Source organism: Xanthomonas sp. AM6 (assembly GCF_025665335.1).
In the GTDB taxonomy this organism is placed as follows: Bacteria; Pseudomonadota; Gammaproteobacteria; order Xanthomonadales; family Xanthomonadaceae; genus Xanthomonas_A.
This window is the reverse complement of the sequence record NZ_CP106869.1, coordinates 2,705,518-2,726,041: the sequence shown is the minus strand read 5'-3', so window position 1 is coordinate 2,726,041 and position 20,524 is coordinate 2,705,518. Positions and strand designations below refer to the sequence as shown.

Below are 20,524 nucleotides of genomic sequence, written 5' to 3'. Positions count from 1 at the left end.
GCACACCAGGACTTCGTTATGAGCAATTCCGTCTACATCGGCGCCAAGGAATATTTCCCGGGCATCGGCCGCATCGCGTTCGAAGGCAAGGCCTCGGACAATCCGCTGGCGTTCAAGGTCTACGAGGCCGACAGGAAGATCGGCGACAAGACCATGGCCGAGCACCTGCGCTTCGCGGTGGCGTACTGGCACAGCTTCTGCGGCAACGGCGCCGATCCGTTCGGGCCGGGCACGCGCGCCTATCCGTGGGACGCCGGCAGCGATGCGCTGGGCCGGGCCGAGGCCAAGGCCGATGCGGCGTTCGAGTTCTTCACCAAGCTCGGCGTGCCGTACTACTGCTTCCACGACGTGGACCTGGCGCCGGACGCCGAGGACGTGGGCCAGTACGAGAAGAACCTCAGGCACATGGTCGGCATCGCCAAGCAGCGCCAGGCCGACACCGGCATCAAGCTGCTGTGGGGCACCGCCAACCTGTTCTCGCACCCGCGCTACATGAACGGCGCCTCGACCAACCCGGACTTCAACGTGGTCGCGCGTGCGGCGGTGCAGGTCAAGGCCGCGCTGGACGCGACGGTGGAGCTGGGCGGGGAGAACTACGTGTTCTGGGGTGGCCGCGAAGGCTATGCCAGCCTGCACAACACGCAGATGAAGCGCGAGCAGGAGCACATGGCGCGATTTCTGACCCTGGCGCGCGACTACGGCCGCAGCATCGGCTTCAAGGGCAATTTCCTGATCGAGCCCAAGCCGATGGAACCGATGAAGCACCAGTACGACTTCGACAGCGCCACGGTGATCGGCTTCCTGCGCGAGCATGGGCTGGACAAGGACTTCAAGCTCAACATCGAGGCCAACCACGCCACGCTGTCGGGCCACAGCTTCGAGCACGACCTGCAGGTGGCGTCCGATGCGGGCCTGCTGGGCAGCATCGACGCCAACCGCGGCAACCCGCAGAACGGCTGGGACACCGACCAGTTCCCGACCGACCTGTACGACACGGTGGGGGCGATGCTGGTGGTGCTGCGGCAGGGCGGGCTGGCGCCGGGCGGTCTGAACTTCGACGCCAAGGTGCGGCGCGAGTCGTCCGATCCGCAGGACCTGTTCCTGGCCCACATCGGCGGCATGGACGCGTTCGCGCGCGGCCTGGAGGTGGCCCATGCGCTGCTGACGTCCTCGCCGCTGGAGCAGTGGCGCGCCGAGCGCTACGCCAGCTTCGACAGCGGCGCCGGCGCGGCGTTCGCCTCCGGCGGCAGCTCGCTGGCGGACCTGGCGGCGCACGCGGCCAAGGCCGGCGAACCGAAGCAGGCCAGCGGCCGCCAGGAAGCCTACGAGAACCTGATCAACCAGTACCTGATCCGCTGATGCGCGACGGCCGGCGGCCGCGCCGCCGCCGGCCGTGCCGTCTCTCCCCCGCGATGGCCGTTCTTCCTTCTGCACGACACCAGGTGACTCAATGTCCAGCGTATCCCTAGACCGCCACGCCGATGGCGCAGGCGAGAACACGCGCCTCATCATCCTCATCAGTTGCGTCGCCACCATCGGCGGCTTCCTGTTCGGCTTCGACAGCGGCGTGATCAACGGCACCGTCGACGGCCTGAAGGAGACTTTCCACTCCAGCGCCGCCGGCACCGGCTTCGAGGTCGCCTCGATGCTGCTGGGCTGCGCGATCGGCGCGTTCTTCGCCGGCCGCCTGGCCGACCGCTGGGGCCGCCGCGCGGTGCTGATCATCTCCGCGGTGCTGTTCCTGCTGTCCGCGCTCGGCGCCGGCGCCGCGCACAGCTCCGGCTTCTTCATCTTCGCCCGGGTCATGGGCGGCTTCGCGGTCGGCGCGGCCAGCGTGATGTCGCCGGCGTACATCGCCGAGGTCGCCCCGGCGCGCTACCGCGGGCGGCTGGCCACGGTGCAGCAGATCGCCATCATCAGCGGGCTGTTCACCGCGTTCCTGAGCAACTACGTGCTGGTCAAGCTGGCCAGCGCCTCGACCGAGCCGCTGTGGCTGGGCCAGGCCGCGTGGCGCTGGATGTTCTGGATGCAGGCGTTCCCGTCGCTGCTGTTCCTGCTGCTGTTGCTGGCGATCCCGGAGAGCCCGCGCTACCTGGTGGTCAAGGGCCGCCGCGAGGCCGCGCTGGCGGTGCTGACCAAGCTCTACGGGCCGCGCGAGGCGCAGGCCAAGCTGACCGAGATCTCCGCCTCGCTGGCGGCCGACCAGCACAAGCCCAAGCTGTCGGACCTGGTCAGCAAGGTCACCGGCAAGGTGCGCCCGATCGTGTGGATCGGCATCGGCCTGGCCACCTTCCAGCAGCTGGTCGGCATCAACGTGGTGTTCTACTACGGCGCGGTGCTGTGGCAGGCGGTGGGCTTCTCCGAAAGCGACTCGCTGCTGATCAACGTGCTGTCCGGCGCGCTGAGCATCGGCGCCTGCCTGATCACGGTGATGCTGATCGACAGGATCGGGCGCAAGCCGCTGCTGTGGGTCGGCTCGGCCGGCATGGCGGTGTCGCTGGCCCTGGTCACGCTGGCCTTCGCCAGCGCCTCGCTGGACGAGGCCGGCAAGCTGGCGATGTCGCCGGGCATGGGCCGGCTGGCGCTGATCGCGGCCAACGTCTACGTGATCTTCTTCAACATGTCCTGGGGCCCGGTGATGTGGGTGATGCTGGGCGAGATGTTCCCCAACCAGATCCGCGGCTCCGGCCTGGCGGTGGCGGGCGCGGCGCAGTGGACCTCGAACTTCCTCATCACCGTCTCGTTCCCGGTCCTGCTCGGCAGCATCGGCCTGGCCGGCGCCTACGGCATCTACACCGTGGCCGCGTTCGTTTCGGTGTTCTTCGTGCTCAAGTACGTGTACGAGACCAAGGGCCGCGAACTGGAGCAGATGCAGGGCTGAACCGTCGCCGGCGCGGCCCCGGCCGCGCCGGCGCACCGTGGCGGCGGGCGGCAGGCCTGGCCGCCGCACGGCCGGGTTCACGGCGAGCGCCGCCCGCGCGACCAGCGCACGGCGTCGTGACGAATGCCGGGCCCACAACGCAAAAGCCCCGCAGCTGCGGGGCTTTTGTGGTTTTCACTGCAGGCGAAGCGGCGATGGTGCTCCCTAGGGGGCTCGAACCCCTGTTTTAGCCTTGAGAGGGCCACGTCCTAACCATTAGACGAAGGGAGCAGGTTGGTCGCGTCGATTGCAGGGCGCTAGTATATGGGGCTAGCCGCCCGCCGGCAATCCCGCAACTCGATACGGAAGCGCCATCATCAATCCGCCAGTTCCATCGCCGTTCACTCTGCAGCTGATCCCGCGCGATCAGCACAACGTCTCGCGCAAGGACATCAGTCCCAATGCGCTGCGCGTGCTGTACCGGCTGCGCGAAGCCGGCTTCGGCGCCTACCTGGTCGGCGGCGCGGTCCGCGACCTGCTGGTCGAGCTGCAGCCCAAGGACTTCGACGTGGCCACCGACGCCACCCCCGAGCAGGTCAAGCAGCTGTTCCGCAACTGCCGCCTGATCGGCCGCCGCTTCCGCCTGGCGCACGTGGTCTACGGCCGCGAGATCATCGAGGTGGCCACGTTCCGCGCCAACGTCGACGACGGCAGCGGCGACCGCGAACTGGACAACGGCCGCCTGGTCCGCGACAACGTCTACGGCAGCATCGAGGACGACGCGGTGCGCCGCGATTTCACCTGCAACGCGCTGTACTACGCGATCGAGGATTTCTCGGTGCGCGACTACACCGGCGGCTTCGCCGACGTGCAGGCGCGGCTGATGCGCCTGATCGGCGACCCGGAGCAGCGCTACCGCGAAGACCCGGTGCGCATGCTGCGCGCGGTGCGCCTGGCGGCCAAGCTGGATTTCCAGATCGAGGCGGCCACCGCCGAGCCGATCCCGCGCCTGGCCGGGCTGCTGGCCGAGGCGGCGCCGGCGCGGTTGTTCGAGGAAGTGCTGAAGCTGTTCCTGTCCGGCAACGGCGTGGCCAGCTTCGAGGGCCTGGAGCGCTACGGCCTGCTCGCCGCGCTGTTCCCGGAAAGCGCGGCGGCGCTGAACTCCAACCGCAGCGGCGCGCTGCGGCGGATGCTGGTCGAAGGCCTGCGCAACACCGATGCGCGCGTGGCCAACGACGAGCCGGTATCGCCGGCGTTCCTGTTCGCGCTGCTGCTGTGGCCGGCCTACTGCCGCGCGCTGATGGCGCTGCAGAAGCAGGGCATGCAGCTGGAAGAAGCGCAGCGCCGCGCCGCCGACCGGGTCACCCTGCACCAGCTGAGCACGGTGGCGCTGCCGCGGCGCTTCTCGCTGCCGATGCAGGAGATCTGGCTGCTGCAGTCGCGCTTCACCTCGCGCCAGAAGAAGCGGGTGGTGCGCACGCTGTCGCATCCGCGCTTCCGTGCCGCGTTCGATTTCCTGATCCTGCGCCAGTCGGCCTCGGCCGAGCACGAGGCCGACATCGCCTACTGGCGCGAACTGCAGCAGCAGCCGGGCTATGCGCCGCCGCCGCGCGGCTTCGACCCGGAGATCGACTACGTCGGCGACGAGGTGGCGATGGCCCCGGCCGACAGCGAAGAAACCCCCAAGCGCCGCCGGCGCCGGCGCCGGCGTCCGGATGCCGCCGCCCCGGCCGAGTGAGCGAGCCGCTCTCCGCCGCGCCGGTGCAGGCCTGCATCGGCCTGGGCGGCAACCTCGGCGATGCGGTGGCGACCCTGCGCGCGGCCATCGCCGAACTGGACACGCTGCCGCACACCCGCCTGCTGCGCGCCTCGCAGCTGTACCGCAGCCCGGCCTGGGGCCACCAGGCGCAGCCGGACTTCATCAACGCCGCCGCGGTGCTGAGCACCCGCATGCCGGCGCCCGCGCTGCTGCAGGCGCTGCTGGCGCTGGAAGCCCGCCACGGCCGCCGCCGCGACCCCGGCGAGCGCTGGGGGCCGCGCACCCTGGACCTGGACCTGCTGCTGTACGCCGACGCGGTGATCGACCTGCCCGGGCTGCAGGTGCCGCACCCGTACCTGCACCAGCGCGGTTTCGCGCTGCTGCCGCTGGCCGAGATCGCCGCCGAGGCGACGATCCCCGGCCATGGAACGGTGCGTGACATACGCGACCGCATCGAATCCGACGGAATCGCGCCAATCGGTAGATAATGCCCGGCTTATCACCGCATCGCATGAGCTAATGAGCAGTCACGCCGACAGCAAGCCCTGGACCGTTCCCGCCCTGGCCGAGGCCAAGCGCCGCCAGCAGAAGCTGGTGATGCTGACCGCCTACGACGCCGGCTTCGCGCGCGTTTTCGACGCCAACGGGGTGGACCTGATCCTGATCGGCGATTCGCTGGGCATGGTGGTGCAGGGCCACGACTCGACCCTGCCGGTGACCGTGGACGACATCGCCTACCACACCGCCGCGGTGGCGCGGGTGCTGCAGCGCGCGCTGCTGGTGGCCGACCTGCCGTTCCAGTCCGACGCCACCCCCGAGCGCGCGCTGGACGCCTCGACCCGGCTGCTGCAGGCCGGCGCGGAGATGGTCAAGCTGGAGGGCGCCGGGCACAAGCTGGAGGTGATCCGCTTCCTCAGCGAGCGCGACATCCCGGTCTGTTCGCACCTGGGCCTGACCCCGCAATCGGTGCTGACCTTCGGCGGCTACAAGATCCAGGGCCGCGAGGAGGCCGCTGCGGCCAAGCTGCTGGCCGACGCCAAGGCGGTGGCCGCCGCCGGCGCCGCGCTGCTGGTGCTCGAATGCGTGCCGTCGCCGCTGGCGGCGCGGATCACCGCCGAGGTGGAGATCCCCACCATCGGCATCGGCGCCGGTCCCGACTGCGACGGCCAGGTGCTGGTGCTGCACGACTTCCTGGGCCTGGACAGCGGCCACCGCCGGCCGCGCTTCGTCAAGGACTTCCTGGCCGAGGGCGGCTCCATCGCCGGCGCGGTGCGCGCCTACGCCGACGCGGTGCGCGCCGGCACCTTCCCCGACGCCGAACACGCCTACGCCAAATGATCGAGACCATCACCGACCTGGCCCGGCTGCGCGCCGTCGTTTCCGGCTGGAAGCGGCAGGGCCTGCGCGTGGCCTTCGTGCCGACCATGGGCAACCTGCACGCCGGGCACTTCTCGCTGGTGATGCTGGCCCGGCAGTACGCCGACCGAGTGGTGTCCAGCGTGTTCGTCAATCCGACCCAGTTCGGCCCGAACGAGGACTTCACCCGCTACCCGCGCACCCCCGAGGCCGACACCAGCGGCCTGGAGGACGCCGGTTGCGACGTGCTGTGGCTGCCGACCGTGGAGAGCATGTACCCGCTGGGCGTGGAACTGGCGCTGCGCATGCACACGCCCGGGGTCAGCGAAGTGCTGGAGGGCGCCTGCCGCCCGGGCCATTTCGACGGCGTGTGCACCGTGGTCGCGCGCCTGTTCAACCAGGTGCAGCCGGACCTGGCCGCGTTCGGCAAGAAGGACTACCAGCAGCTGGCGGTGATCCGGCAGATGGTCGCCGACCTGGCGTTCCCGATCGAGATCCTGGGCGGCAGCATCGTGCGCGAGGCCGACGGCCTGGCGATGAGTTCGCGCAACCAGTACCTGTCGGCCGAGGAGCGGCCGCGCGCGGCGCAGATCCGCCAGACCCTGCTGGCGATGCGCGACGGCCACATGGCCGGGCGCCGGCGCGCCGAGATCGAGGCGGCGGCGACGGCGCAGCTGCAGGCCGCCGGTTTCGACGTCGACTACACCGTGCTGCGCCTGCCCGACCTGAGCGAACCGCAGGACCACGCCGGCCCGCGCGTGGCGCTGATCGCCGCGCGGCTGGGACGGACCCGGTTGATCGACAACCTGGAATTCTGAGCGCGGCGGCGTGTCGCGGCTGCCGCGGCGTCGGCGTCGGCACCGCGCCGAATGCAGTCGAGTGGCGGATCGCCGGTTGGCTTGGCGGGTCGCGACGGAAGCCGCTCCCACAGGGGCTTGCGACGAGCCAGCTGGGTGCATTGTGGGAGGGGCTTCAGCCCCGACCGTATCCGAAGCCGTCGAGCCTGCCGCTTCGTTCGTCGCGGCTGAAGCCGCTCCTACAGGGGCTTGCGACAAGCCAGCTGGGTGCACTGTAGGAGGGGCTTCAGCCCCGACCGTATCCGGAGCCGTCGAGCCCGCCGCTTCGTTCGTCGCGGCTGAAGCCGCTCCTACAGGCACTTGCGGCGAGCTGGCTGGGTGCACTGTGGGAGGGGCTTCAGCCCCGACCGTATCCGAAGCCGTCGAGCCTGCCGCTTCGTTCGTCGCGGCTGAAGCCGCTCCTACAGGGGCTTGCGACGAGCCAGCTGGGTGCACTGGGGGAGGGGCTTCAGCCCGACTGTATCCGAGCCGTCGAGCCTGCCGCTTCGTTCGTCGCGGCTGAAGCCGCTCCTAAAGGAGGCTTGCGGCGAGCTGGCTGGGTGCACGGTAGGAGGGGCTTCAGCCCCGACGCTGTCCGAAGCCGTCAGGCCCGCCGCTTCGCGATGCCACCGGCAACTGCAGGATTCGCCGCCCGGCCGGCTGCGGCCGGTGTCGCTCGCATCGCGTCTTGCCGCATCGCGCCGTCACATCATGGCCTGCGGCCGGCATGCCGGGACGCGCAGCGGACAACGCCACACGCGCCGCGGCAAGCCCTTGCTGCCACTGCCGCTTAACCCCGCGGTGCTAAACTGCGCCTCTTTCCCCACCGCAGCATCGCAAGCATGCAACTGAGCCTGTTGAAGACCAAGATCCACCGCGCCACCGTCACCCATTCGGAGCTCAACTACGAAGGCTCGATCGCCATCGATGGGCTGCTGCTGGACGCCACCGGCATCCGCGAGTTCGAGCAGGTGCACATCTGGGACGTCACCAACGGCGCACGCTTCAGCACCTACGCGATCCGCGCCGACGAAGGCAGCGGCATCGTCTCGCTCAATGGCGGCGCCGCGCGCCACGTGCAGGTCGGCGACCTGATCATCATCGCCGCCTTCGCCGGCATGAGCGAAGAGGAGGCCGCGCGCTTCCAGCCGACCCTGGTCTACGTGGACGGCGCCAACAAGATCACCCACACCAACCACAGCATCCCGAAGCAGGCCGCATGACACAGTCCAACGGTTTCGACACACTGCACTCCCACGCCCAGCGCTTGCGCGGGGCGCGCCTTCCCGAACTGCTGGCCGCCGAGCCCGGCCGGGTCGAAGACCTGGCGGTGCAGGTCGGACCGTTGTACTTCAACTTCGCGCGGCAGAAATACGACCGCGCCGCGCTCGACGCGCTGCTGGCGCTGGCCGCCGAACACGACGTGGCCGGTGCGTTCCAGCGCCTGTTCCGGGGCGAGACGGTCAACGTCACCGAGGGCCGCGCCGCGCTGCATACCGCCCTACGCGGCGACCTCAGCGGCGCGCCGGTGGCCGCCGACGCGAACGCCAGCGCACGCGAGGTGCAGCAGCGCATGCGCGCGCTGATCGACGCGCTGGCGCAGACCGAGGTCACCGACATCGTCAGCGTCGGCATCGGCGGTTCCGACCTGGGCCCGCGCCTGGTCGCCGATGCGCTGCGCCCGGTCGAGGGCGCGCGCTTCCGCGTGCATTTCGTCTCCAACGTCGACGGCGCGGCGATGCAGCGCACGCTGGCCACGCTGGATCCGGCGCGCACCGCCGGCGTGCTGATCTCCAAGACCTTCGGCACCCAGGAAACCCTGCTCAACGGCCAGATCCTGCGCGACTGGCTTGGCGGCAGCGAGCGCCTGTATGCGGTCAGCGCCAATCCCGAACGCGCCGCCAAGGCCTTCGACATCGCCGCCGGGCGCGTGCTGCCGATGTGGGACTGGGTCGGCGGGCGCTACTCGCTGTGGTCGGCGGTGGGCTTCCCGATCGCGCTGGCGATCGGCGCCGACGGTTTCGAGCAGTTGCTGGCCGGCGCCGCGCAGTTCGACGCCCATGCGCTGAACGCGCCGCTGGAGCGCAACGTGGCGGTGCTGCACGCGCTGACCATGCTGTGGAACCGCAACGTGCTCGGCTACGCCACCCAGGCGGTGATGACCTACGACCAGCGCCTGGCGCTGCTGCCGGCCTACCTGCAGCAGCTGGTGATGGAGAGCCTGGGCAAGCGCGTGCAGCTGGACGGCACCCCGGTGCAGGCCGATACCGTGCCGGTGTGGTGGGGCGGCGCCGGCACCGACGTGCAGCACAGCTTCTTCCAGGCGCTGCACCAGGGCACCAGCATCGTGCCGGCCGACTTCATCGGCTGCATCCGCAACGACGACCCGTACACCGTCAATCACCAGGCGCTGCTGGCCAACCTGCTGGCGCAGACCGAGGCGCTGGCGAACGGGCAGGGCAGCGACGACCCGCACCGCGACTACCCGGGCGGCCGCCCGAGCACGCTGATCCTGCTCGACGCGCTGACCCCGCAGGCGCTGGGCGCGCTGATCGCGATGTACGAGCACAGCGTCTACGTGCAGTCGGTGATCTGGGGCATCAACGCCTTCGACCAGTTCGGCGTGGAACTGGGCAAGCAACTGGCCAGCCAGCTGCTGCCGGCGCTGCAGGGCGAAACCACCGAGGTCGCCGACCCGGTGACGCGCGCGGTGCTGGCGCGGCTGCGCGGCTGAGGCGCGCTGTCGGGTGTCGTGCAACGGGGCCTTCGGGCCCCGTTCGTTTTTGACGCGCGCCATGTGGTCGCTGTCCGCGAACGGCTGGTCCTGCCCGGCATTGCTTGGACCGATCGCCCAAGACAACGAAGCGGCTCCACAACAGAGCGGCTCCCGCACGTTGCTACCGGTTGACGCAACGCGCGACGGCGAGGGAAGCCTGTGGGAGCGACTTCGGTCGCGACGAGCGGAGATGGGAAACTGCACTCGTCCGATCGGATCGGCGCCGAAGCCGCGTTCGCCTGCGCCTTGGGCCGTCCAGCAGGGCGGTCACCGCCAAGGCAAAGTTTGCGCACTCCTTCGATACGGCAGTGTTGCGCCGCAACAAGCACGTTCGCCGGCGCGGCCGTGGCGGCGGCCGGCGGACGCTGCGATCGTGCGGCCGGCCGGCCTTGCCGGTATTCCATCGTTATAGCGCAATCCAATATCCGTCGCCGGACCAGGCATACCTCGTGGCGTTGTTGACAGCATCGGGGCGATTAATGAAGCGTAGGCATCGGCCGCGCGTCCCGGGAGGGCGCGTGGACCGCCGTGTGCCGCGCATTCGCCGTTCCTGGGAGGGAAGACCTTGCAAAAACAGTCCGCTGGCGTGTCCGCGCCGATTCGCAATGCGCTGGCGACCGCCGCCGCGCTGGGCCTGCTGGCATTGGCCGCGGCCGGTCCCGGCCAGTCGGCTCCGGCCGCGGCCGCGTCCGCCGCGCCGCCGGCGATCCATCCGCAGCTGTGGCCGTCGCCGGCCTGGCCGCTGGCCGAGGATGCGGCGCTGGAGGCGCGCATTTCCAAGCTGATGGCGCAGATGTCGGTGGAACAGAAGGTCGGGCAGATCGTGCAGGGCGACATCGCCAGCATGACCCCGGAGGATGCGCGCAAGTACCACATCGGCTCGGTGCTGGCCGGCGGCAATTCCGATCCCGGCGGCAAGTACGACGCCAGCCCCGCCGAATGGCTGAAGCTGGCCGACGCCTACTACGACGCGTCGATGGAGAAAGGCAAGGGCCCGGCGATCCCGATCATCTTCGGCATCGACGCGGTGCACGGGCAGAGCAACATCGTCGGCGCCACGCTGTTCCCGCACAACATCGGCCTGGGCGCCACCCGCAACCCGGAGCTGATGCGCAGGATCGGCGCGGTCACCGCGGCCGAGACCCGCACCACCGGCATGGAGTGGACCTTCGCGCCGACCGTGGCGGTACCGCAGGACGATCGCTGGGGCCGCACCTACGAGGGCTATTCCGAATCGCCCGAGGTGGTCGCCAGTTTCGCCGGCAAGGTGGTCGAAGGCCTGCAGGGCGTGCCCGGGCAGCCCGGTTTCCTCGACGGTTCGCACGTGATCGCCTCGGTCAAGCATTTCCTCGGCGACGGCGGCACCACCGACGGCAAGGACCAGGGCGACACCCGGGTCGGCGAACAGCAGCTGCGCGACATCCACGGCGCCGGCTATCCGCCGGCGATCGCCGCCGGCGCGCAGACGGTGATGGCCTCGTTCAACAGCTTCAATGGCGTCAAGATGCACGGCAACAAGCCGATGCTGACCGACGTGCTGAAGGGGCAGATGCATTTCGGCGGCTTCGTGGTCGGCGACTGGAACGGCCATGGCCAGGTACCCGGTTGCCGCAACGACGACTGCCCGGCCGCGTTCAATGCCGGCGTGGACATGCTGATGGCGCCGGACAGCTGGAAGGGCTACTACGAAAGCGCGCTGAAGGCGGTGCAGTCGGGCCAGATCCCGATGGCGCGGCTGGACGAGGCGGTGCGGCGCATCCTGCGGGTGAAGCTGCGGCTGGGCCTGTTCGAGGCCGGCAAGCCGTCGCAGCGTCCGCTCGGCGGCAAGTTCGAGCTGCTCGGCGCGCCCGAGCACCGCGCGGTGGCGCGGCAGGCGGTGCGCGAGTCGCTGGTGCTGCTGAAGAACCAGAAGCAGCTGCTGCCGCTGAAGCCGCAGACCAAATTGCTGGTCGCCGGCGACGGCGCCAACGACATGGGCAAGCAGTCCGGCGGCTGGACCCTGAACTGGCAGGGCACCGGCACCAAGCGCGCCGACTACCCGAACGGCAACACGATCTGGGAAGGCCTGCAGGAGCAGGTCAAGGCCGCCGGCGGCAGCGCCGAGCTGGCGATCGACGGCAAGTACCAGGCCAAGCCCGACGTGGCGGTGGTGGTGTTCGGCGAGAACCCGTATGCCGAGTTCCAGGGCGACATCGCCACGCTGCTGTACAAGCCCGGCGACGACAGCGACCTGCAGCTGATCAAGAAGCTCAAGGCCGAGGGCATCCCGGTGGTGGCGGTGTTCCTGAGCGGGCGCCCGCTGTGGGTGAACCGCGAGATCAACGCCGCCGATGCCTTCGTCGCCGCGTGGCTGCCGGGCTCGGAAGGCGGCGGCATCGCCGACGTGCTGCTGCGCAAGCCCGATGGCGGCATCCAGTACGACTTCCACGGCAAGCTCAGCTTCTCCTGGCCGCGCAGCGCGACCCAGTACGCCAACAACGTCGGGCAGAAGAACTACAACCCGCAGTTCGCGTTCGGCTACGGCCTGACCTATGCCGACAAGGGCGAACTGCCGCGGCTGTCGGAGGTTTCCGGCGTGTCCGGCGCGCAGGCGGTGGGCGGGGTGTACTTCGAGCGCGGCAAGCCGGCAGCGGGCATCAACCTGATCCTGCAGGGCGCCAGCCAGGCCAATCTGCCGGCGGCGACCACGCCGGCGGCGCTGGCCGACGGCTCGCTCAAGGTCACCGCGATCGACCACAAGGCGCAGGAGGATGCGCGCCGCTTCGAATGGTCGGGCAAGGGCAAGGCGGGGATGGCGCTGGTGCTGCCCCGGCCGGTGGACGTGTCGCGCGAGAGCAACGGCGACGTGCAGCTGATCCTGACCCTGAAGGTGGCTGCGGCGCCGAGCGGCAGCACCCGCATCGGCGTGGGCTGCGGCACCGGCTGTGCGGCGCAGGTCGACCTGGGCAAGGCGCTGGCGGCGCTGCCCAAGGGCGAGTGGCGCACGCTGGGCGTGCCGTTGAAGTGCTTCAGCGTGGCCGGCGCGGACGTGGCCAAGCTGGAGCGGCTGCCGGTGATCGAGAGCGACGGCACGCTAGACCTGGCGCTGTCGCGGATCGCGCTGGGCGCCAGCAACGACGCGCAGAGCGTGGTGGACTGCCCGGTGCGCTGAGCCGCGCGCCGAGCACGAGACGGCGCCGTGCCCATCAACGGCGCCGTCGCCTGCCGAAACGGATGCAGGCTCGCAAGGAAGCAACGCCAGCGCTGCAGGCGGTGTGCCGCACGATTCGCCTGCGGCGCGGCCGCCGCGGCCGTGTTCGGACATCGGGCATCCGATCGGCAAGCACCGTCAGCAATTCCGAGTGGGAGGAGTTTCAGCCTTGCCAGCAGGCCGGCAACGCCATCCGGGCTGAAGCTCCACCCGCAACAACCTGCCTCCGAAGCAGGTGTGTCTCCAGCGCCCGATCGCCGACGGTCAGTGCGCAGCAGGTTCAAGCAGGCGCTCTGTCCCGCCGGGACGGGTTCATCGATACACAGGCGAAAGGGCTGCGGCCCGTGGGAGAAGTGCAGTGGGTCTGGCGACGTTGGATGTGGCGATCGTATTGGTCTACCTGGCCGGCATCTTCGTGCTGGCGCAGTGGGTCTCGCGGGAGAAGGCCGGGCACAGCAAGAGCGCCGAGGACTACTTCCTGGCCGGCAAGACCCTGCCGTGGTGGGCGATCGGCGCGTCGCTGATCGCCGCGAACATCTCCGCCGAGCAGATCATCGGCATGGCCGGTTCCGGCTATGCGATCGGCCTGGCGATCGCGTCCTACGAATGGATGGCGGCGCTGACCCTGCTGATCGTCGGCAAGTTCTTCCTGCCGATCTTCCTGCGCAACGGCATCTACACCATGCCGCAGTTCCTGGAGCAGCGCTACGGCAAGTGGATCCGCACGCTGATGGCGGTGTTCTGGCTGCTGCTGTACGTGTTCGTCAACCTGACCTCGATCCTGTGGCTGGGCTCGATCGCGGTCAGCCAGGTCACCGGCATGGACCAGACCCTGGCGCTGGCCCTGATCGGCGTGTTCGCCCTGGTCTACCAGCTGTACGGCGGGCTCAAGGCGGTGGCGCTGACCGACATCGTGCAGGTCACCCTGCTGGTGCTGGGCGGGCTGCTGGTGGCTGGGCTGACGCTGTCGCGCATCGGCGACGGCGCCGGCATGCTGGCCGGCTTCAAGCAGCTGTGGAATGCGCATCCGGAGCACTTCCACATGATCCTGTCCAAGGACAACCCGTTCTACAAGGACCTGCCGGGCCTGAGCGTGCTGCTGGGCGGGCTGTGGGTCATGAACATCAGCTACTGGGGCTTCAACCAGTACATCATCCAGCGCGCGCTGGCCGCCAAGGACCTGGGCGAGGCGCAGAAGGGCATGGTGTTCGCCGCGTTCCTGAAGCTGCTGATGCCGGTGGTGATCGTGGTGCCGGGCATCGCCGCGGTGGTGCTGGCGCCGGACCTGGCCAAGCCCGACCAGGCCTATCCGACCATGATGCAGCTGCTGCCCACTGGCGTGCTCGGCCTGGTGTTCGCCGCGCTGGTGGCCGCGATCGTGGCCTCGCTGGCGTCGAAGATCAATTCGGTGGCGACGATCTTCACCCTGGACTTCTACGCCAAGTTCCGCCCGCAGACCGGGCAGAAGCAACTGGTGCGGGTGGGCCGCGTCGCCGCGGTGGCGTCGGTGCTGGTCGGCATCCTCACCGCGCGGCCGCTGCTGGGCAACTTCGACCAGGGTTTCCAGTTCATCCAGGAATTCACCGGCTTCTTCACCCCGGGCGTGGTGGTGATCTTCATGCTCGGCCTGTTCTGGAAGCGCGCCAACGAGGCCGGCGCGCTGACCGCGGCGATCGGGTCGGTGGTGCTGTCGTTCGCGCTCAAGTTCGCCTGGCCGGAACTGCCGTTCATGGACCGCATCGGCGTGGTGTTCGTGGCGGCGCTGGTGCTGGCGGTGGTGGTGTCGCTGGCGACACCGGCCCGGCAGGCGCACGACCTGATCCGCACCGACGACGTCGGCTATGCCACCACGCTCGGCTTCAAGATCGGCGCGGTCGGCGTGGTCGCGATCCTGATCGCGCTGTACACGGTGTTCTGGTAGGGCGCGGTCGCGGCGGTCGCGGCCGTTGCCGCTGGCGCGCGCGTCAGCCGCGGCGCCAGGGCGTGGCCAGCCAGGTTTCCAGCGCCGCCGCCGGCATCGGCCGCGCGATCCAGTAGCCCTGGCCCTCGTCGCAGCCCCATTCGCGCAGCATGTCGTGGATCTCCTCGGTCTCGATGCCTTCGGCCACCACCTGCTGGCCGAAGTCGTGGCCGAGCCGGATCATCGACGGCACGATCATGCAGTCCTTGGGGCTGCCCGGCAGCGAGCGGATGAACGACTGGTCGATCTTCAGCGCGTTGGCCGGCACGCGCTTGAGATAGCCGAGGTTGCTGTAGCCGCTGCCGAAGTCGTCGATGGCGATCTTCACCCCCAGCGCGCTGATCTCCTGCAGCTGTTCGGCCACGCGTTGCGGATGCCGGATCATCGCGCTCTCGGTGAATTCGATCTCGATGCGGCCCGGTTCCAACGCATGGCGCGCCAGTTGCGCGCGCAGCGTGGCGATGAAGTCGTCCTGTTCCAGGTCCACCGCCGAGACGTTCAGCGCGACGCTGAAGCGATGTCCCTGCCGCTGCCACAGTGCGGCCTGGGCGATGCCGGCCTGCAGCACCCAGGCGGTGATCCGGCACATCAGCGCGGTCTTCTCCGCCAGCGGGATGAATTCGTTCGGCGCGACCATGCCCAGCAGCGGATGCCGCCAGCGCAGCAGCGCTTCCACGCCGACGCAGTCGCCGCTGCGCAGGCTGACCCGCGGCTGGTAATGCAGGCTCAGCTGCTCGCGCGCGTCCAGCGCCTCGGGAAGCGCGGCCAGGATGCGGAAGGCGTTGCGCTGGCTGGCGTCGTGGCCGCGTTCGTACAGGCTCCACGGCAGGCCGCGCTGGCGCGCCATGTCCACCGCGGTGGTCAGCGAGCGCAAGGTGTGGTTGGCGCTCAGCGCACCGTCCAGGCGCACCGCGCCGATCGACGGGGTCGCGGCGTGCGGAATGCCCTGGTGCTCGATCGCCTCGGCGAAGGCGCCGCACACGTGGGTGCAGCGCTGCGCCAGCCGCGCGGGGTCGTTGCCCTCCACGACGAAGGCGAAACTGGTGGTGTCGATGCGGTAGAGCGGCCGTCCGCCCAGCGCCGCCAGCAGGCGGTCGCGCGCGGCCAGCAGGTAGCCCTCGGCGTATTCCCAGCCCAGCGCCTTGACCATGTCGCGGAAGTATTCGGCGCCGCAGACGTCGATCGCCACGCCGGTGTCGTGCTGGTCCGCGCTTTGCACCGACAGCCACATGGTCAGGTCCTCGTTGAAGCGGCTGCGGTTGGGCAGGCCGGTCAACGCGTCGACGAAGCCGGTGTTGCGCAGGGTCTCGATCCGTACCATCAGCAGGTCGCGCAACTCCTGCAGGGTGCGGCGCGCTTGCGCGTCGAACGCGCCGCGCGGCTCGGTGTCGATCACGCACAGCGTGCCCAGGCCGGTGCCGTCGGCCAGCAGCAACGGCGCGCCGGCATAGAAGCGGATGAACGGCGGCCCGGTGACCAGCGGGTTGTCGCGAAAGCGCGGATCCTCGCGCGCGTCCGCCACCACCATCAGCTCCGGGCTGTGGATCGCATGCGCGCAGAAGGCCTGGCTGCGCGGCGTCTGCGAGACGTCCAGGCCGGTCCTGGACTTGAACCATTGGCGTTGCTCGTCGATCAGCGACACCAGCGCGATCGGCGCGTGCAGGGTGCGTGCGGCCAGCTGCGTGATCAGGTCGAAGACGTGATCGGCCGGGGTATCGAGCAGGCATAGCTGGCGCAGGGTGGCCAGCCTCTTCGACTCGTCGGGTAGCGGCGGAGGAGAGGAATCCATGCCAGGTTAGCGGCGCGCCGCGGCGCCACTTGAACCGCTGGTAGGGCCGGCGCGCCGGGACCGAACAGCGATCAGTCGGGAAGGTGAGGGTGGCGTGAGCGCGGCGCGGCGGCGTGGTGCCCCCGCTCAGCGCGGCGGGTCGCGCTGCGGGCTGGGGCGCTTGGCCAGCTTGCGCTGCAGCGAGCGGCGGTGCATGCCGAGCAGGCGCGCCGCCGCCGAGACGTTGCCGCCGGTCTCGTGCATGGCCTGCTGGATGTGCTCCCACTGCAGGCGGCTGAGCGGGGTCATCGCGTCGGGCAGCTCGACGCCGTCCTCGTCCTCGGCGCTGTCCGCCTCCAGGCTCAGCGCGCGCAGGATCATCGGCACCGTGGCCGGCTTGGGCAGGTAGTCGTCGGCGCCGAGCTTGATCGCCTCCACCGCGGTGGCGATGCTGGCGTAGCCGGTGACCAGCAGGATGCGCATGTCGGCGCGGATCGCGCGCAGCGGCTGGATCAGCGCCAGACCGGATTCGTCGCCGAGCTTGAGGTCGATCAGCGCGTAGTCCGGCGGCGTCGCCGCGGCCAGCGCCAGTGCCGCCGCGCCGCTGTCGGCGGTCAGCGTCTCCAGCCCGCGGCGGGCGAGGGTGCGTTGCAGGGTGCGCAGGTACAGCGGGTCGTCGTCGACCAGCAGGCCCAGCGGGGCGTCGATGCTCATGCGGGCGTCTCCAGGGCGAGCAGCGGCAGGCGGAAACCGACCCGCGCGCCGTGGCCGGGCGCGGGCTGGGTCCACAGTTCGCCGCCCAGGCGTTCGATGGTCGCATGCGACAGCGCCAGGCCCACGCCCATGCTGTCGGGCTTGCCGCTGCGGAACAGGGTGGCCGGCAGCGCGACCTGGTTGGCGTCGAAGCCGCCGCCGTAGTCGCGCACCTCACCGACCAGTTCGCTGCCGGTGACCCGCACGCTCAGGTCCACCTGCGGGTGGCCGGCGCGTTCGCCGGCATCGGCGGCGTTGTTGAGCAGCACCTGCAGCAGGTGCCCGATCGCGCTTTCCAGGCGCAGCTGCAGCGGCGCGTCGTCGTTGCGGCGCAGCTGCACGGTCGGGCGCACCAGCTGCCACTGGTGCAGCACGTGCGCCAGCGACACCGTGCCGCCGCCGGCGCGCTGCGCCGGCGCGGCCAGCGCCAGCACCCGCTCGCGGCACTGCACCAGCAGCTCGCGCAGGGTTTCCAGGTCCTCGCGCAGTTCCGGCTGCTCGATCTGTTCGACGATGTCGTCGGTGAGCAGGGTCATCGTCGCCAGCGGCGTGTTCAGTTCGTGTGCGACCGAGGCGGCGTGGGTGGCCAGGGCGACGATGCCCTCGTTGCGGGTGAAGCGCTCGCGCAGCAGCGCCAGCTCGCGCTCGCGTTCGCGCAGCGCCAGCGCCAGGCGGGTGGAGAACACCAGCACCACGATGGTGGACAGCAGGAAGTTGGCGGCCATGCCCCAGCGCTGCAGGTCCAGCGCCTGGTGCGGGCCGCGCGGCAGCGGCAGGCCGAACAGCGCGCTGACCGCGTAGCCGGCCACGCAGGCCACCGCCACCGCCAGCGCCCAGCGCAGCGGCAGGGCCAGCACCGCCAGCGCGATCAGCACCAGGAACAGCGAGCCGAAGGCGTTGCCGATGCCGCCGCTCCAGCCGACCATCCAGGTCAGCACGGTCACGTCGACCAGGATGTGGCCGAAGGCGGTGGCCGGCGAGGCGGTGTCGGCATGGCGCAGGCGCAGCTGCGCGTACAGGTTGAACAGCGCCAGGGCGGCCACGCCGGACCACAGCGGCGCCTGCGGCAGCGGCAGCCGCATCGCCCAGGTCGCCACCAGGATCGTGGCCGCCTGGCCGGCGGTGGCCAGCCAGCGCAGGCTGCACAGGGTGCGCAGGAACGAGGCATCGGTGGAAGTCATGGCGCGCATCGTATGCGCTGGCGCCGGCGGCTGTCTGCGACAAACCGTCGCAGCGCCGGCCGCATGGCTGAACCGAGGGCGCAGGGGAGTGGGGCCGGGGCGCCGCTCACGCTAAAATGGACGCATGTACGACGCCGTCAGCCGACCCACCCCCCCTTCCGACGCCGCGCCCTGGGCGCGCCGTTCCACCCAGCCGGTCCGCGTCGGAGGCGTCGTCGTGGGCGGCGGCAAGCCGATCGTGGTGCAGTCGATGACCAACACCGACACCGCCGACGTGGCCTCCTCGGTCAAGCAGGTGGCCGAGTTGTGGCGCGCCGGCTCGGAACTGGTGCGGCTGACCGTCAACAATGCCGAGTCGGCCGCGGCGATCCCGCGCATCGTCGACAAGCTGCGGATGATGGGCATCGAGGTGCCGCTGATCGGCGACTTCCACTACAACGGGCACCAGCTGCTGGCCGCCGAACCGGCCTGCGCCGAGATGCTGGCCAAGTACCGGATCAACCCCGGCAACGTCGGCTTCGGCAAGAAGAAGGACACCCAGTTCGCGCAGCTGATCGAGTTCGCGCTGAAGTACGACAAGCCGGTGCGCATCGGCGCCAACTGGGGCTCGCTGGACCAGGCGCTGGCGGCGCAGCTGATGGACGAGAATTCGCGCCGCGACACGCCGTGGGACGCCGGCCGGGTGCTGCGCGAGGCGCTGATCCGCTCGGCGCTGGATTCGGCCGAGCGCGCGGTGGAACTGGGCCTGGGCCGCGACCGCATCGTGCTCAGCTGCAAGGTCAGCGGCGTGCAGGAACTCATCGCGGTGTACCGCGACCTGGCGCAGCGCTCGGATTTCGCGCTGCACCTGGGCCTGACCGAGGCCGGCATCGGCAGCAAGGGCATCGTCGCCTCCAGCGCGGCGCTGGCGGTGCTGATGCAGGAAGGCATCGGCGACACCATCCGCATCTCGCTGACCCCCGAACCGGGCCAGTCGCGCACGCAGGAGGTGATCGTCGCCCAGGAGCTGCTGCAGACCACCGGCCAGCGCGCCTTCACCCCGCTGGTCACCGCCTGCCCGGGCTGCGGCCGCACCACCTCCGAGTTCTTCCAGGAGCTGGCCAAGGTGGTGCAGAACCACGTCCGCGCGAAGATGCCGGAGTGGAAGGTGACCCATCCCGGCGCCGAGAGCATGACCCTGGCGGTGATGGGCTGCGTGGTCAACGGGCCGGGCGAATCGCGCCACGCCAACATCGGCATCTCGCTGCCCGGCACCGGCGAGGCGCCATCGGCGCCGGTGTTCGTCGATGGCGAGAAGACCGTCACCCTGCGCGGCGAGAACATCGCCCACGAGTTCGTGGCCCTGATCGACGACTACGTCGACACCAAATATGCCCGCCGCGCCGGGTGAGACCCCGGCCGAGCCGGCTGTCGGCGTACGCCACTGGCTGCGCCGCAACGCCTGGCGCATCGGCCTGCTGTTCGCCGGGGTGCTGCTGCCGATGGGCGTGTTCGTCGAGCTGGCCGACGAAGTCCACGAGCTGGAGAACTTCTATTTCGACGAACCGATGCTGTGGGGCATGCGCGGGCTGGCCTCGCCGGGCTGGGACCGGTTCTTCACCGTGGTCACCGAGGCCGGCTACCAGTACGGGGTGATCCCGCTGGATGCGCTGATCGTGCTGGCGCTGCTGGGCCTGCGCCGCTGGCGCGAGGCCATGTTCGCCGCGTTCTCGTTCGTCGGCTCGGCCCTGCTGAACATGGGCGCCAAGCAGTTCTTCCAGCGCGACCGGCCCAGCCTGTGGGAGTCGATCGCGCCCGAGCACACCTTCAGCTTCCCCAGCGGCCACGCGATGGGCTCGATGACCCTGGCCGCGGTGCTGGTCGCGCTGGCCTGGCGCACCCGCTGGCGCTGGCCGGTGCTGCTGCTGGCGGGCACGTTCGCGCTGCTGGTCGGCGTATCGCGGATCTACCTGGGCGTGCATTACCCCTCCGACATCCTCGGCGGCTGGTGCGCGGCGCTGGTGTGGGTGGTCGGGCTGTACCTGCTGATGTTCCGCGGCGAACGGCGCCCGCGCTGGCGCCGCCGCCCTGTGTCCGCCTGAGCGG

At 70.2% G+C, this 20,524-nt stretch carries 15 protein-coding genes and 1 tRNA gene; 12 read left to right on the top strand and 4 right to left on the bottom strand.

All coding sequences use genetic code 11. The features are described 5' to 3' along the window. The first annotated feature begins 18 nt into the window (after positions 1–18). Both xylA and OCJ37_RS11410 read left to right on the top strand, forming a co-directional pair. Complete coding sequence (gene xylA / locus OCJ37_RS11415) at positions 19–1,359, top strand: xylose isomerase (protein WP_263109531.1); 1,341 nt, start codon at positions 19–21, stop codon at positions 1,357–1,359. A gap of 91 nt (positions 1,360–1,450) precedes the next feature. After that, complete coding sequence (locus OCJ37_RS11410) at positions 1,451–2,881, top strand: sugar porter family MFS transporter (RefSeq protein ID WP_263109530.1); 1,431 nt, start codon at positions 1,451–1,453, stop codon at positions 2,879–2,881. A 195-nt stretch (positions 2,882–3,076) separates the two neighbouring features. On the opposite strand, the gene OCJ37_RS11405 is transcribed toward OCJ37_RS11410, so the two are convergent. Beyond that, positions 3,077–3,151: transfer RNA gene (locus tag OCJ37_RS11405), tRNA-Glu, on the bottom strand. A gap of 82 nt (positions 3,152–3,233) precedes the next feature. On the opposite strand from OCJ37_RS11405, the gene pcnB reads away from it, so the two are divergent. The 8 genes from pcnB (at position 3,234) to OCJ37_RS11365 (ending at position 14,698) form a co-directional block, all read left to right on the top strand. Next, positions 3,234–4,598, top strand: coding sequence for a polynucleotide adenylyltransferase PcnB (gene pcnB / locus OCJ37_RS11400; RefSeq protein WP_263113660.1), 1,365 nt, complete (start codon positions 3,234–3,236; stop codon positions 4,596–4,598). After that, positions 4,595–5,107, top strand: a complete 513-nt coding sequence (gene folK / locus OCJ37_RS11395; RefSeq protein WP_263109529.1) for a 2-amino-4-hydroxy-6-hydroxymethyldihydropteridine diphosphokinase — start codon at positions 4,595–4,597, stop codon at positions 5,105–5,107. Before pcnB ends, folK begins: the two co-directional genes overlap by 4 nt. A 31-nt stretch (positions 5,108–5,138) precedes the next feature. Further along, positions 5,139–5,957, top strand: a complete 819-nt coding sequence (gene panB, locus OCJ37_RS11390; RefSeq protein WP_263109527.1) for a 3-methyl-2-oxobutanoate hydroxymethyltransferase — start codon at positions 5,139–5,141, stop codon at positions 5,955–5,957. Beyond that, positions 5,954–6,793, top strand: a complete 840-nt coding sequence (gene panC / locus OCJ37_RS11385; protein ID WP_263109525.1) for a pantoate--beta-alanine ligase — start codon at positions 5,954–5,956, stop codon at positions 6,791–6,793. The genes panB and panC overlap by 4 nt, the downstream gene beginning before the upstream one ends. 860 nt (positions 6,794–7,653) lie before the next feature. Next, a complete protein-coding gene (gene panD, locus OCJ37_RS11380) occupies positions 7,654–8,034 on the top strand; it encodes an aspartate 1-decarboxylase (RefSeq protein ID WP_003470181.1) in 381 nt (126 codons plus the stop codon). Further along, a complete protein-coding gene (gene pgi, locus OCJ37_RS11375; RefSeq protein ID WP_263109518.1) occupies positions 8,031–9,545 on the top strand; it encodes a glucose-6-phosphate isomerase in 1,515 nt (504 codons plus the stop codon). The genes panD and pgi overlap by 4 nt, the downstream gene beginning before the upstream one ends. Before the next feature lie 607 nt (positions 9,546–10,152). After that, entirely contained in the window at positions 10,153–12,738 is a 2,586-nt protein-coding gene (locus OCJ37_RS11370; RefSeq protein WP_263109517.1) for a glycoside hydrolase family 3 protein, read from the top strand. Positions 12,739–13,135: 397 nt separating this feature from the next. Continuing rightward, complete coding sequence (locus OCJ37_RS11365; RefSeq protein ID WP_263109516.1) at positions 13,136–14,698, top strand: sodium/sugar symporter; 1,563 nt, start codon at positions 13,136–13,138, stop codon at positions 14,696–14,698. 43 nt (positions 14,699–14,741) lie between these two features. Here OCJ37_RS11365 and OCJ37_RS11360 read toward each other — a convergent pair whose 3' ends face one another. From OCJ37_RS11360 to OCJ37_RS11350, 3 genes are all read right to left on the bottom strand, one after another. Then, entirely contained in the window at positions 14,742–16,526 is a 1,785-nt protein-coding gene (locus OCJ37_RS11360) for a putative bifunctional diguanylate cyclase/phosphodiesterase (protein ID WP_263109515.1), read from the bottom strand. A 126-nt stretch (positions 16,527–16,652) separates the two neighbouring features. Continuing rightward, the gene (locus OCJ37_RS11355; protein ID WP_263109514.1) at positions 16,653–17,219 is read right to left on the bottom strand and encodes a response regulator transcription factor; all 567 of its coding nucleotides are present in this window, start codon (positions 17,217–17,219) and stop codon (positions 16,653–16,655) included. Next, the gene (locus OCJ37_RS11350; RefSeq protein ID WP_263109513.1) at positions 17,216–18,439 is read right to left on the bottom strand and encodes an ATP-binding protein; all 1,224 of its coding nucleotides are present in this window, start codon (positions 18,437–18,439) and stop codon (positions 17,216–17,218) included. Before OCJ37_RS11350 ends, OCJ37_RS11355 begins: the two co-directional genes overlap by 4 nt. Positions 18,440–18,563: 124 nt before the next feature. Between OCJ37_RS11350 and ispG the strand changes: the two genes are divergently transcribed. After that, positions 18,564–19,829, top strand: coding sequence for a flavodoxin-dependent (E)-4-hydroxy-3-methylbut-2-enyl-diphosphate synthase (ispG, locus tag OCJ37_RS11345; RefSeq protein WP_263109512.1), 1,266 nt, complete (start codon positions 18,564–18,566; stop codon positions 19,827–19,829). Beyond that, on the top strand, positions 19,810–20,520 hold the full coding sequence (locus tag OCJ37_RS11340) for a phosphatase PAP2 family protein (RefSeq protein WP_263109511.1): 711 nt from the start codon (positions 19,810–19,812) through the stop codon (positions 20,518–20,520). The genes ispG and OCJ37_RS11340 overlap by 20 nt, the downstream gene beginning before the upstream one ends. Positions 20,521–20,524 lie beyond the last annotated feature (4 nt).

What these genes read in the sequence shown, in the direction of transcription:
- pgi (WP_263109518.1), top strand. Translation starts at nt 8,031, where the DNA reads ATGACACAGTCCAACGGTTTCGACACACTGCACTCCCACGCCCAGCGC.
- OCJ37_RS11355 (WP_263109514.1), bottom strand. Translation starts at nt 17,219, where the DNA reads ATGAGCATCGACGCCCCGCTGGGCCTGCTGGTCGACGACGACCCGCTG.
- panC (WP_263109525.1), top strand. Translation starts at nt 5,954, where the DNA reads ATGATCGAGACCATCACCGACCTGGCCCGGCTGCGCGCCGTCGTTTCC.
- panB (WP_263109527.1), top strand. Translation starts at nt 5,139, where the DNA reads ATGAGCAGTCACGCCGACAGCAAGCCCTGGACCGTTCCCGCCCTGGCC.
- OCJ37_RS11410 (WP_263109530.1), top strand. Translation starts at nt 1,451, where the DNA reads ATGTCCAGCGTATCCCTAGACCGCCACGCCGATGGCGCAGGCGAGAAC.
- xylA (WP_263109531.1), top strand. Translation starts at nt 19, where the DNA reads ATGAGCAATTCCGTCTACATCGGCGCCAAGGAATATTTCCCGGGCATC.
- OCJ37_RS11340 (WP_263109511.1), top strand. Translation starts at nt 19,810, where the DNA reads ATGCCCGCCGCGCCGGGTGAGACCCCGGCCGAGCCGGCTGTCGGCGTA.
- ispG (WP_263109512.1), top strand. Translation starts at nt 18,564, where the DNA reads ATGTACGACGCCGTCAGCCGACCCACCCCCCCTTCCGACGCCGCGCCC.
- OCJ37_RS11350 (WP_263109513.1), bottom strand. Translation starts at nt 18,439, where the DNA reads ATGACTTCCACCGATGCCTCGTTCCTGCGCACCCTGTGCAGCCTGCGC.
- panD (WP_003470181.1), top strand. Translation starts at nt 7,654, where the DNA reads ATGCAACTGAGCCTGTTGAAGACCAAGATCCACCGCGCCACCGTCACC.
- OCJ37_RS11360 (WP_263109515.1), bottom strand. Translation starts at nt 16,526, where the DNA reads ATGGATTCCTCTCCTCCGCCGCTACCCGACGAGTCGAAGAGGCTGGCC.